The sequence below is a fragment of the Pseudomonas sp. NFR09 genome (assembly GCF_900111535.1).
GTDB classification, from domain to species: Bacteria; Pseudomonadota; Gammaproteobacteria; order Pseudomonadales; family Pseudomonadaceae; genus Aquipseudomonas; species Aquipseudomonas extremorientalis.
In genome coordinates this window covers 55,401-67,728 of record NZ_FOIH01000013.1, presented here as the reverse complement: position 1 = coordinate 67,728, position 12,328 = coordinate 55,401, and the positions used below count along the sequence as shown (strand labels likewise).

General features: G+C 61.4%; 10 protein-coding genes. 6 read left to right on the top strand and 4 right to left on the bottom strand.

Annotation, left to right across the window (positions count from 1 at the left end):
• Positions 1–62 precede the first annotated feature (62 nt).
• From BMX59_RS30575 to codA, 6 genes are all read left to right on the top strand, one after another.
• Positions 63–1,142, top strand: a complete 1,080-nt coding sequence (locus BMX59_RS30575; RefSeq protein ID WP_093127151.1) for a patatin-like phospholipase domain-containing protein — start codon at positions 63–65, stop codon at positions 1,140–1,142.
• Positions 1,143–1,449: 307 nt separating this feature from the next.
• On the top strand, positions 1,450–1,806 hold the full coding sequence (gene queD, locus BMX59_RS25385) for a 6-carboxytetrahydropterin synthase QueD (RefSeq protein ID WP_003190259.1): 357 nt from the start codon (positions 1,450–1,452) through the stop codon (positions 1,804–1,806).
• A gap of 96 nt (positions 1,807–1,902) precedes the next feature.
• Positions 1,903–2,526, top strand: coding sequence for an NUDIX hydrolase (locus BMX59_RS25380; RefSeq protein WP_071489690.1), 624 nt, complete (start codon positions 1,903–1,905; stop codon positions 2,524–2,526).
• Between the two features lie 191 nt (positions 2,527–2,717).
• Positions 2,718–3,986, top strand: a complete 1,269-nt coding sequence (codB, locus tag BMX59_RS25375; RefSeq protein ID WP_093127148.1) for a cytosine permease — start codon at positions 2,718–2,720, stop codon at positions 3,984–3,986.
• On the top strand, positions 3,983–5,188 hold the full coding sequence (locus BMX59_RS25370; protein ID WP_093127145.1) for a PucR family transcriptional regulator: 1,206 nt from the start codon (positions 3,983–3,985) through the stop codon (positions 5,186–5,188). The genes codB and BMX59_RS25370 overlap by 4 nt, the downstream gene beginning before the upstream one ends.
• Positions 5,189–5,214: 26 nt before the next feature.
• Positions 5,215–6,450 (top strand): cytosine deaminase, encoded by a 1,236-nt coding sequence (codA, locus tag BMX59_RS25365; RefSeq protein ID WP_071489693.1) that lies wholly within the window; start codon positions 5,215–5,217, stop codon positions 6,448–6,450.
• A gap of 9 nt (positions 6,451–6,459) precedes the next feature.
• On the opposite strand, the gene BMX59_RS25360 is transcribed toward codA, so the two are convergent.
• From BMX59_RS25360 to BMX59_RS25345, 4 genes are read right to left on the bottom strand one after another with little or no spacing between them, the layout of a single operon-like run.
• On the bottom strand, positions 6,460–8,610 hold the full coding sequence (locus tag BMX59_RS25360) for a lipase family protein (protein WP_093127142.1): 2,151 nt from the start codon (positions 8,608–8,610) through the stop codon (positions 6,460–6,462).
• Positions 8,611–8,624: 14 nt separating this feature from the next.
• Positions 8,625–9,389: a hypothetical protein gene (locus BMX59_RS25355; RefSeq protein ID WP_170856119.1), complete on the bottom strand. Its 765-nt coding sequence runs from the start codon at positions 9,387–9,389 to the stop codon at positions 8,625–8,627.
• Complete coding sequence (locus tag BMX59_RS25350; protein ID WP_093127138.1) at positions 9,382–10,218, bottom strand: DUF4123 domain-containing protein; 837 nt, start codon at positions 10,216–10,218, stop codon at positions 9,382–9,384. The genes BMX59_RS25355 and BMX59_RS25350 overlap by 8 nt, the downstream gene beginning before the upstream one ends.
• The gene (locus BMX59_RS25345; RefSeq protein WP_093127135.1) at positions 10,218–12,233 is read right to left on the bottom strand and encodes a type VI secretion system Vgr family protein; all 2,016 of its coding nucleotides are present in this window, start codon (positions 12,231–12,233) and stop codon (positions 10,218–10,220) included. Before BMX59_RS25345 ends, BMX59_RS25350 begins: the two co-directional genes overlap by 1 nt.
• Between the last annotated feature and the right edge of the window lie 95 nt (positions 12,234–12,328).

The window sequence follows — 12,328 nt, the reverse complement described above, 5'->3', positions numbered from 1 at the left end:
GCCTTTGCCCCACATTCCACGAGATTTTCTATAATGCCCCGCTCGCTCGGACAGAGACCGGTATGACAGCCATCCACATCAAGTTTCCCGCCTTGACCCTCAAGGCCGGCAAACGCGCCTTTGCGCGCATTCGTGAACAAGGCCTCACGCCTGCCGAGGTGGGCATCCTGCCCGGCGCGGCCGGCGGCCCGAAGGCACTCGGCATCCAGGGCCTGGACCTGGCGCTGTTCGGCGACTGGCTGCCCCGCGCACCACGGGAACGTGCGCTGATCGGGGCCTCGATTGGCTCCTGGCGGTTTGCCAGCGCCTGCCTGCCCGACCCGGTGCAAGGCTTGCTGGACCTGGGCCGCCTGTATAACGAACAGCGTTTTGCCAAAGGCGTGACCATGGCCGAAGTCACCCAGAGCTGCCAGCGCATGCTCGACGACTTGCTCGCCGGCCGCGATGCACGGGTGCTGGACAACCCGGATTACCGCCTAAACATCATGGTGGTCAAGAGCCACGGCCTGCTGGCCGACGACCATCGCGGGCGGCTCGGGCTGGGGCTGTCATCGGTGATTGCCGATAACCTGCGCGGCCGCGCACGGCTGTCGCGGCACTTCGAACGGCTGATCATCCACGACCCGCGCCAGGCGCCACCGGTGCATCCGCTGAAGGACTTCCCCTCGCGCTTCCTGCCCCTGGAACTGGGCAACCTGCGCCAGGCACTGCTGGCCTCAGGGTCGATCCCCATGGTGATGCAAGGCGTGCGCGACCTGCCGGGCGCAGGCGCCGGCACCTACCGCGACGGCGGCCTGCTGGACTACCACCTCGACCTGCCCTACCACGGCGATGACATCGTGCTGTACCCACACTTCACCGACCGGGTCATCCCCGGCTGGTTCGACAAGGGCCTGCCGTGGCGCCGCAGTAACCAGCAAGGCCTGCAGGATGTGTTGCTGCTGGCTCCCTCCAGGGACTACCTGGCCCGCCTGCCCCACGGCAAATTGCCGGACCGCAGCGACTTCAAGCGCTTCATGGGCGACGACGCGAGCCGCAACCAGTACTGGCAGACCGCGATGAGTGAAAGCCGAAAGCTGGGCGATGAGTTTCTGGAGCTGGCGGATAACGGCGGATTGGGCGAGCGACTGCAGGTCCTGTAGACGCGGGCCGGAATCCGGCAGGGGTTTGGGGGGGACCACCCGATTAGTGTGAACACTGCGACTGTGGCGAGCGGGCTTGTCCCGCGTTGGGTTGCGAAGCGACCCTGGAAGGAGGAATGCGGTGAGTCGGGCACTCTTCGGCTGCTGGTTTTGGGGCTGCTTCGCGGCCCAACGCGGGGCAAGCCCGCTCGCCACAGGCAATCTTTATTCGCCGGCAAGCCGGCGTGTACAGAGGGACGGTATGCGCGGCGAGGGATCAAGCTGTTAAACTCGCCGGCTGCCAGACACCGACCGAGCTGAAAACACTGTGGAAATCTTCAAGGAATTTACATTCGAATCCGCCCACCGCCTGCCCCACGTACCGGAAGGCCACAAATGCGGGCGCCTGCATGGGCATTCGTTCAAGGTGGCGATCCACCTGAGCGGCGACCTGGATCCCCATACCGGCTGGATTCGCGACTTCTCGGAGATCAAGGCGATTTTCAAGCCGCTCTACGAACGCCTCGACCACAACTACCTCAATGACATCCCCGGCCTGGAAAATCCCACCAGCGAAGTGCTGGCCAAGTGGATCTGGAATGAGTTGAAACCCCTGCTGCCTGAGCTCAGTGCGATTCGTATCCACGAGACCTGCACCAGCGGTTGCATCTATCGCGGCGAATAAGCCTTCGGTAGGAAAAAGCCACCCTCGCGGTGGTTTTTTTGTGCCTGGTATTGCACCCTTCGATCTGCCCGCCTTTCGCACACCGATGAGGAATGTATGGAAAACACCTGGCTGGCCCAGGCCAAACGCTTGCAGGCATTGGCCTCCACGGGCCTGCACTTCTGCACCGATGATTTCGAGCGTGAACGCCTGGAGGAAATTGCCGAGATTGCCCACAGCATGCTTGCGCAGCTGGGCAATGTGCCCCTGGAGCGTATCACCGGGTTGGTCAGCGACTTCGCCCAGCGTTACTCGACGCCGATGATCGACGTGCGCGGCGCGGTGATTGAGGGAGACCGGATTCTGCTGGTGCGCGAGTTGACCGATGGCTGCTGGGCGTTACCAGGCGGTTACGCCGATATCGGCTTGTCGGCGGCGGAAAACATCGTCAAGGAAATTCGCGAGGAAGCCGGGCTGACGGTGACGGCCCGGGCGTTGTACAGCGTCACGCACAAGGCCAAGGGCTTGTATCGGCCGGACGTACGGGATTTCTACAAGCTGTATTTCCTGTGCGAACCCGTGGATCAGTCGGCACCGATGGCAGGCTTCGAGACCACCGAGGTGGGTTTTTTCCGCCTGGACGAGCTGCCGCCGCTGTCTCGCGGGCGCACCATCGAAAGTGATCTGGAGGCAGCGTTCGCCTTCCATCGTGGCGAGACCACCCACACGCTGTTCGACTGATCCAATTTGTATCACTGCTGCACCGCTTTCGTGCCCGATTGGGCACTGCGACCTTTCCTCAAGGCATTTCCCCCCTGTTTGGCTATAAATACTGTGCACGGTGCACAGCGCCCATCGTGCGCTCGCCACTGCTGCCGCCTTGGCACGCACGGTGCAATAGGCCTGCGTCACTCATTCAGGGAGCAAGGCACATGACGCAGCAAGAACCGGGCAACGATTATCCCCTTAGCGAAGTCCCGATGCATGCGCGCAAAGGCCTGGCGTCGACCGCCATGGTGCTGTTGGGCTTTACGTTTTTTACCGCGACCATGTTTGCCGGCGGCAAGCTAGGAGTGGCGTTCAGTTTCACCGACATGCTCGGCGTCGTGGCCCTGGGTAACCTGCTGTTGGGCATCTACGCCGCAGGCCTGGGTTACATCGCGTTCAAGAGCGGGCTGAACTCGGTGTTGATGGGGCGTTTCTGCTTTGGCGAAGTGGGCAGCAAGCTCAGCGATTTGATCCTCGGCTTCACCCAGATCGGCTGGTACGCCTGGGGCACGGCCACCGCCGCAGTGGTGCTGGGCAAGTATTTCGAACTCAGCCAGGGCAGCGTGCTGGCGTTGATGGTGGTATTTGGCCTGGTGTTCTGTGCCACGGCCTACATTGGTTATCGCGGGCTGGAGATTCTGTCCTACGTCGCGGTGCCGGCCATGGGCATCCTGCTGTTTCTGTCGATGTGGGTAGCCACGGTAAAGGTCGGCGGGCTGGATGGGCTGCTCGCGGTGGTGCCTACCGGTGAGTTGGACTTGTCCACGGCAATCACCCTGGTGTTCGGCACCTTTGTCAGCGGTGCGACCCAGGCCACCAACTGGACACGCTTTTCGCGCTCGGCCAAGGTGGCGGTGCTGGCCAGCCTGATCGGTTTTTTTATCGGCAACGGCTTGATGGTGCTGATCGGTGCCTACGGCGCCATCGTCTATCAGCAACCGGACGTGGTCGAAGTGATGCTGCTGCAAGGCTTTGCCATGGCGGCAATGGCCATGTTGCTGCTCAATATCTGGAGCACCCAGGACAACACCATCTACAACTTCGCCGTGGCCGGCTGCAATCTGCTGCGCACCAAACGCCGCAAGACCGTAACCCTGGCCGGTGCGGTGATCGGCACCCTGCTGGCGTTGCTGGGCATGTACGACATGCTGGTGCCGTACCTGATTCTGCTGGGCACGGTGATCCCACCGATTGGCGGGGTGATCATGGCGGACTTCTTCTACCGCTATCGCGGCCACTATCCACGCCTGGCCGACGCACGCCTGCCAGCGTTCAACTGGCCAGGGCTGGTGGCCTACGCGGTGGGCACGGTGCTGGCGTTCAACTCGCCCTGGGTCGCGCCGTTGGTGGGTATCGTGGCCGCGTCGCTGACCTACATCGCGCTCACCGCCGTGCTGCGCGTGCGGGCACCCTTGGTTGACGCCCAGGCATGAGCCTGACCATCGCCGATGTGCTGGCCCTGCCGGGCCTGGAATCCATGCGCCTGCGCGCCGGCACCGCTGGCCTGGAGAACGGCGTACGCTGGCCCTATGTGGCGGAAAACAGCGGGATTGCCGAGTGGGTATTGGGCGGCGAGCTGGTATTCGTCACCGGGATCAACCACCCGCGCGACGAAGGCAACTTGATGCAACTGCTGGAGGAAGCCTGCGAGCGTCAGGTGGCCGGGTTGGTGATCCTCACGGGGCCTGCGTACATCCAGGCGATCCCCCAGCGTTTGCTGGAGGCTGCCGAAGCCGCTGGCATGCCGCTGATCGAACAGCCCTACTCGCTGAAAATGGTGCTGGTGACCCAGGCTATTGGTTCGGCGCTGATCCAGTCCGAGCAGTTGGGTCGCTCGCGGCACGATGTGCTGGAGCGTTTGCTGACGGGCGATTATCAGTCCCTGGATTTGCTGCTGCACCGTGGCGGACAGTTAGGCCTGTCGTTGGCCGGGCATTGGCAGGTGGTGCAACTGCAGCTGGAAGGCAGTGAGCTGCTGTTTGCCCAAGGCGACGCGGCGGCGGTCGAGGTACAACTGGCGCGGCAACATGACGCCATCAACCGGCGCTTGCGCCAGGTGTCGGCGGGGTTGCCGGTACTTGGGCGGGCCGGCCAATGGACGCTGCTGCTGCCGGCCTCGGATGCCGTCGCCGCCTTGGTCAACCGCCAGCACCTGGCCAGCTGGCTCAACCCGCTGAATCTGCGACTGGCGCCGCTCAAATTGTTTATCGGCCTCAGCGCCGCCGCGCATCCACCGGCACGCCTGGCCCAGGCGCAGGATGAAGCACGCCAGGCACTGGCGGCTGCGCGGCGTTTCAGCGAGCGCGCCGGGCTGTGCGTGTACGACGAATTGGGCGTACTCAAGTTACTCAGTGGCGTGCGTGATCGCGCCCTGCTCGATCAATTCCTCCATGAACGCCTCGGCCCCTTGCTGCGCCACGACGCGCAGCATGGCCCCAACCTGATGCCGACCCTGGAAGCCTGGTTTCACGAGAATGGTAACCTGGTGGCCGCCGCCCAGCGGCTCGCCGTGCACCGCAACACCCTGACACACCGTGTCCAGCGCATCGAAGCCTTGTGCGGGCTGACGCTGGATAATTCATATGATCGCCTGGACATCGGCATTGCGCTGATGATCTGGCGACTGTCTGCCTGATTGTTTTAGCCAAGAGGAACTTGCCCATGCACATCATCAACGCCCGCCTGCGCAACCGTGAAGGCCTGCATGATCTGCACCTGGAACATGGCCGGATCGCCAGTATCACCGCGCAATCGACAGTACCGCACCTGGGCGCGGGGGACCTGGACGCCGCCGGCAACCTGGTGATCCCGCCCTTTGTCGAACCGCATATCCACCTCGACGCCACGCTGACCGCCGGCGAACCACGCTGGAACATGAGCGGCACCCTGTTCGAAGGCATCGAGTGCTGGGGCGAACGCAAGGCCACCATCACCCAGGAAGACACCAAGACCCGCGCCAAAAAGACTATCCAGGCCCTGGCCGCCCACGGTATCCAGCATGTACGTACCCACGTCGACGTCACTGACCCGGACCTCACCGCGCTCAAGGCCATGCTGGAAGTACGCGAGGAAAGCACACACCTGATAGACCTGCAGATCGTCGCGTTCCCCCAGGAAGGCATCGAGTCGTACCGCAATGGCCGCGAACTGATGGAAGAGGCCATCCGCCTGGGCGCCGATGTGATCGGCGGCATCCCGCACTTTGAATACACCCGCGACCAGGGCGTGAGCTCGGTGAAGTTCCTGATGGACCTGGCCGAACGCACCGGCTGCCTGGTGGATGTGCACTGCGACGAAACCGACGACCCACATTCGCGCTTTCTCGAAGTACTGGCCGAAGAGGCCCGCAGCCGCGACATGGGCGCCCGCGTCACTGCCAGCCACACCACCGCCATGGGTTCCTACGACAACGCCTACTGCGCCAAGCTCTTTCGCCTGCTGGGACATTCCGGTATCAGCTTCGTTTCCTGCCCCACCGAGAGCATTCACCTCCAAGGTCGCTTCGACAGCTTCCCAAAACGCCGTGGCGTCACCCGGGTCAACGAACTGCTCGAGGCCGGCATGAATGTGTGCTTCGGCCAAGACTCCATCGTCGATCCCTGGTACCCACTGGGCAACGGCAACATCCTGCGGGTACTCGAAGCCGGTTTGCACATCTGCCACATGCTCGGCTATCGCAACCTGCAAAGTGCCCTCGACCTGGTCACCGACAACAGCGCCAAAGCCATGGCCCTGGGTGACCGCTACGGTCTGGAGCAGGGACGCCCGGCCAACCTGTTGATCCTCTCGGCGGACAGCGACTACGAGGTGATCCGCAGTCAGGGCCTGCCGCTGTACTCGATCCGCAACGGCAAGGTGTTGATGACACGCCGGCCAGCCCAGGTAGAGTTTGCGTAAACACCTCGGTCAGACAATCGAGTCAATATCCAGCGTATGTGCCCTCCCCCTGTCGTTATCCAGAGCGGGAGGGATACGGGCGACCTGTGACAGCTCGCGATTTTCACGGTGGCTGAACCAGCGCTTGAGGCTCGTTGCCAAGTGGGCACCATGGGCATGACTACCATAGACATCACGGGCTTCCAGACGGCGCCAACGCAGGGTCGCAAGGCGCTCGCGACTGGTGTGCAAACGGTCGATTTCGGCGTTCAAGGCTTCGTTATGCTCATAACCCCGGTCGTTGGCCGCCCTTAGACGGGTCAATTCCCGACGCTTGTTGCGCAATTGCTCGCGCATGGTCTCGAGCGCACGGTCAAGCAATTCGAATTCCCTCGGCGTTACCAAGGGCCCATTGCTTTCCTGGGTTTGCTGCCAGCGCCGGAGTGTTGCCCAGGCGGCCGGAATGTAGCTGGCGGTCATGAAGTGCTGGCTGGCCTGGAACAGCTGCTTGAGCAGGTTGTCACGTTCAGGCATGTCACCGCTGAGTTGCAGCGCCCGGTTGCAGCCGGCCTCCTGGATGGACTCACAACCGGGTTGCCACAACACCGAAGAATGCGTGCCGTCCGCGAGCGTGATCGGCATGAAATGGTATTGTTCGCCATGGTGCTCGTAGGGGTTGCCACCGAAACGTACCAGGCCGGCGGCGAACAGCAACCCACCCGGCGCGGGGGCGCTGAACAGCGTGACGGCACCTGGGACCCAGAGCTTGGCGGTGGTGTTCATCCATGGGGCCGGGACGCTGGGGACGGGGTCGTTGTGGTTGACGATGCGGTGGTGGACCAGGGTTGAGGCACCTGCGGTGAATTCGGAATCGGCGGCGCGGGGGGCGCCGTAGGTGTAGAGGAGGATGTTGTAGTTGGTCCCCGGCGCCCGACGCAGGCTTTCTGCCAAGAGCAAGGCAATTGCACCGCCCAGGCTATGGCCGCAGATGATTATTCTTTGGTTGGTGTGAAATTGTCTGAGGTAACTGAGTATGAAGTTGCGCATTGCCTGATAGGCTTGATAGAAACCTTCGTGCGCCTTGCCAACGCCCTCCAAAAAAGCCACTTGATGAGCATTAGCGTCCCGTAGCCCGTCAGCAGCGCTGGCTGTTCCGCGCACCGCAATCAGAATCACCTCTTCGTGATGAGTGATGAACGCCTGGGTATCAGTGCCAAATTTTTCGTCGTCGAAAAAATGCAACCGCGCAGGATGTTCTTGTTCTTCTGCCCGCTCAGGATGGTTCTGAGGGTACAACTCAGGATCGAAGGGCAGGATCTCGAATCGCCGGGAGTAAGGGACGTCTTCATAGACGGGATAGAAGCGTTGCTGCTGCTCGGAATCAACCCGCCATGCCTCGTGGAAACCCGAGAGTTTTTCAGCGAATAGATGGCCGACACTCGGATCGAAAGGAAATCGAACCTCCTCAGTCGGTGCTTGAGCGGGTTCTTGCCCGAAATTGCAGTAGCTCAAGGTTGCCATCAATGCCAATTGATAGAGGTTCAAGGCACAAAAGCTGTCTTCGCTGGAAAACAACGGGCGCAAGGCTCGCAGCGGCCGAACCTCCAGCGCGGTATGGTGGTTGGGAAACAACACGATCCCCACCAGCATCGATTGGGGCGGCCCAAAACCTAGGTCGGCGAGCATTTTCAATGCGTGTCGTCGAGGTTGATGAGTGCGCTGGGCAATCGGAGGCAAGTGGGCGACATGGCGAACCAGATCACGGACTTCAACCTGATAAAAACGGTCAGCTTTCAACTGGGCGGGGTTGCTTTCAGTCCGCCGACCATCCGAGGCAGAAAATCGGGTTTGCTCAGCACGAATCTGAAGCTCGGTGATTGGAAGTTTATAAGTCTGGCGCGACATCAGCCTCTGATACAACAGTTCTGTTCCTGAATACGGATCGTCAAAAACGAGGATTACAGGACCGCAGTAAATATTGGCTAACTGGGCGAAGCCCTCTCCATTCAGCCTGCCCTTGTACTGTTGCCCCGCACTGTCATGGACTGTGTAAGGCAATCCACCGTACGCCGTCCCAACGCCGAGTTCATCGACCAGACAAAAACTCACCCAATGCCCTCGCCATGAGCAAGCCGGCTTGCTGTCACTGAAAAAAGCCTGCTTCCGTGCATTCATCTTCATGAACTTCTCCTTGCTTACTTGCAGGATGGGTAGACATCACAAATGCGACCGTCCGGCATTTTTATTGGTTTGAAGTCAGTGGTATTGCCGTTGCAAAACGCATCCAGATCTTCAAAATTTTTGCCTCTACAACGCTTCCATCCACCGGGAACAACGACCCAGTTGTTATCAAAATAGGGTTCTTCCTCATCGGTCATCGTCAGCACCATCCTGAGCGTTTTCCCTGGTAGCTGATCCCGTTGCACAGGTCTGGATAACGGGACTGCTGCACCTGATGAACTGCATTTAAGAACCTTGACGATCACGTGCTGCGGCCCCGCAGTACGGAACAACCACCGACATTGCTTATGTAGCTCCTGAACACCCGTTACTGGCATGCCTCGTATATCAGCGTCCGAGGGGTCGCGAATGGAAATAGCGGCAAAACTCCCACCCACGTCCGTATCCCGTTTGCCCCACTTCGCATAAAACTCAAACTCCAGGCTTCTCAGCACCGAAGGGCAGCCCTCGATTTTTTCACTCAGCGGCAGTTCATAGCTCACCCGGCTTGCAGCATCTTTGAAATCAGTAAAAAAGACTTTGCGCTCCGGTCGCTTACCTCGGCGTCGCGGCAAAGCGCAGGTCTCACCGGTAGCGGGCAGATAATTCGCGGCAGTCTTGAGTTCAAACTCCGCCGGCAAATCCACCTCCAACGTAAATCGATCCACAGGCTTGCCCCCACACCCCGTCAGCCCGAGTACCCCCAGCACCATTACCCCCCCCCACCTTCGCCTACTCATGCTTTCCCCCCATCAATCGCCACTGTGCCACTACTCGCTCAAAGTGCTCCCCAGGCGCTTCACCGACCCCGGGCTGCCACTGCAAAACACTGCTCCGAGTCGCCTCCTCCAGTCTTCGCACCACCAGAAACTCCAGCTGCTCCGGCCCCTGCCACTGCCAGGCACGCGCCTGCTCCAGTACCTGTGCCAGCCAGATTCGCGGGTCTTGAAATTCCACCAATGTCGCCAGATCTTCACTGTGCTCAGTCAACAGGTAACGCAGGATATTGGCGTGCAGGATGGCCGCTGCGTTTGGGTTGGGTGCATCCAGCCAGGGCGCGGGATCCGGCACCGGGTACTCACCGGGGGCCCGGTTGTCAGCCGTGTGCCAGCGGTTTTCGTGCCAATAGCACACGCTGATCAATGGCCCGAAAAATACCGGCCAGCGATCCTGGCCCAGATGGGCCAGGGCACGCGCCAGGGTACGGTTGTCGTGGAAGCGGTACAGCGATTGCGCGCCTTCAGGGCCCACCAGCAGCCTGTCACGCCAGTGTCGAGTCACTGCCGTCAGGTCTTCGCCGGGTAAACTGCCCAGCCAGCCCCAGTTCGTCTCGGGTTGCCGCAATAGGCCAAGCAAAGCGTGCTCGTTCAGCGGGCCCAGCAGCACAATCAGTGGGCCTTCTGCCGCCAACTCCGCTACGGCAGTCTCGGCGTAAACACTGCGGTACGCCGGCAAGTCGCGTACCTCCAGCAGCGGTGCGCGCGCGTCGCTCTGCCCCTCAAGGATCAAGCACAGTCGTCGTCCCCGCTGTTGCTGTTGGTCCATCCACTGGCCTGGCATCCTTGGCATCAAGCGGCCCTCCCTGGCAGTTCACACCGTCCTTCGCGGCAGCGCTCGCACACCGGGCAGTAATCGGCGCCCAATTGCCTGGCCAGGTTCATGAGGCTGCCTTGCACCAGGGAGATCCTGGGTGTGTCGATCGCTGCCGAGGCATTCGCCGCCAGGGTGACGGACGGCGCTCCACCCAGGGTAATGGGGCGACTGCTGAAGATGCCGCCGGCCTGGATGACCAGATGCTCGCCCCCCGCCTTGAGGCTCAGTTGCGCCCCGGCGTCGATCACCAGGCTGGCACCGGACTTGAGATGAAACTGCTGCCCGGCCTCCAGGATAAGGGTCTGCCCCACATGGGTACGGCTGTCACCTAGTACATCGAGGTAGTCGCTCGCCTTGAGCACGATCCTGCGATCGCCGGTGATGTGACGATGCTCCTCGCTGGCCAGGTGAGCCGTACTCAATCCATGAATGACTTCCCGTCGCTCCCCCGCCACTTCCAACCGACTGTCATGGCCGACCTGCTGCTCCAGGTCCCGCTGTGCACGAAGGTAAATGAGCTCCTCGCCACGACGATCCTCCAGGTACAACTCGTTGGCGCCCTCGCCCCCCTGCGTACTGCGGGTGCGCAAGACGCTGCGGGTCTTGTGCTGCGGCAAGGGGTAGGCCGGCCGGTGCGACGCGTTGGGCAGGCAACCGTTGATCAACGGCTGGTCCGGGTCCCCTTCAAGGAAGGTCACCAGCACTTCCATGCCCACACGCGGGATCATCGTTGTACCGAACCCGTCACCGGCCCATCCGGATGCAACCCGAACCCAGCAACTGCTTTTATCATCCGCCTTGTCCAGGCGGTCCCAGTGGAAGCGTACCTTTACCCGGCCATAGGCGTCACAATGCACGTCTTCCCCCGGCGGCCCGGTCACCGTTGCGGTCTGGCTGCCATGGATGGTCGGCTTGGGATGTTTGAGGGGCGGTCGATGCACCGCTTGCCAAGGCGTCGCGGTGAAGCGATTGCGATACCCATGGAAGCCATCAGTCGTGGGCGTCGCCTCCTCCAGCACCTGCGGCTGATGACCTTCGTGACGCACCGAGGTGATCAGCCACAAGTCATTGCAGGACGGATCGGGGTGATCGCGCAAGTCAAGGAAATGCCCGCTGCGCAGCGCCGGTTGATCACTGCGGCCCAATGCGCGAAGACGGTCGCGCTGGTGACGCTCCAAGCCCCGCCGCGCCAAGCGCTTGCCCCGGGCATGACCCGTGAATCCCGCTGGGTAACGATAATCCTCGAGAGGTTGCGCCGGCGCCGAGCCCGCGCAGTCCTGCAGCAGCAATGAAGGGTGTTCGAAGTCATGATCGCGACGCACCGTCTTCTGGGTGCGTGTGGCCAGGCGCACATCAAAACGCTGGACGACCTGCGTAGCGGCTTGCGGCCCGCCAGCAGGGCAGTAGCGTTGCTGGGGCAAACGGCGAAACACCGTCTGGTCATCACCGAACACCAGCAGATGGGCATCCGCGCTGTGACGAAAATGGTAATGAATGCCCTCCTCTTCACACAGCCGCTGGATGAAGTGCAGGTCGCTCTCCGCATACTGCACACAGAACGTGCGTGGCGGATACACCACGGGACCAAGCTCGAATGCATAGGCGTCCGCCAGGATGCCATGCCGCTCAAGCACCGCCGCGATAATCTGCGGCACGCTGCGTTGCTGGAAGATCCGCTGGTCGCGCCGGTGTGCAAGGTAGGCCAGGCGCGGTGCCAGGGTCAGGTGGTAGAGCGTGATGCGCCGGCCAGGGTCGTCCCGGCCGATTGCGTAAACCTGGCCATGCAGCCCTTCGTCCATTCCTAAATCCAGGTAGGCGGGTTGATGGAGCAACCTCTCAAGGTCAAGGAAAGGATTTTCACTCGCCACCTGCACCTGGATGAAAAAAGGCTGGTCAAGGCGCTCGCGGCCATTGAATGCCAGCACCTGAAAGTCGGTATCCATGCAGGGAAGAATCAGTTTGAAACGTGACGAAACAAACGCGTTAACCATCCGTTGTTACCCGCCATAAATGAATGAGCACGCAGGAATGCTTTGCCTCGTTAAGTGTGCGAATAAACTGCCGAGAAAAAGCCCCTGAACGCCTC

Coding starts and splice junctions, on each gene's coding strand:
- BMX59_RS30575 (WP_093127151.1), top strand. CDS start 63: ATGACAGCCATCCACATCAAGTTTCCCGCCTTGACCCTCAAGGCCGGC.
- BMX59_RS25370 (WP_093127145.1), top strand. CDS start 3,983: ATGAGCCTGACCATCGCCGATGTGCTGGCCCTGCCGGGCCTGGAATCC.
- BMX59_RS25360 (WP_093127142.1), bottom strand. CDS start 8,610: ATGAAGATGAATGCACGGAAGCAGGCTTTTTTCAGTGACAGCAAGCCG.
- codA (WP_071489693.1), top strand. CDS start 5,215: ATGCACATCATCAACGCCCGCCTGCGCAACCGTGAAGGCCTGCATGAT.
- BMX59_RS25345 (WP_093127135.1), bottom strand. CDS start 12,233: ATGGTTAACGCGTTTGTTTCGTCACGTTTCAAACTGATTCTTCCCTGC.
- BMX59_RS25380 (WP_071489690.1), top strand. CDS start 1,903: ATGGAAAACACCTGGCTGGCCCAGGCCAAACGCTTGCAGGCATTGGCC.
- BMX59_RS25355 (WP_170856119.1), bottom strand. CDS start 9,389: ATGAGTAGGCGAAGGTGGGGGGGGGTAATGGTGCTGGGGGTACTCGGG.
- BMX59_RS25350 (WP_093127138.1), bottom strand. CDS start 10,218: ATGCCAAGGATGCCAGGCCAGTGGATGGACCAACAGCAACAGCGGGGA.
- codB (WP_093127148.1), top strand. CDS start 2,718: ATGACGCAGCAAGAACCGGGCAACGATTATCCCCTTAGCGAAGTCCCG.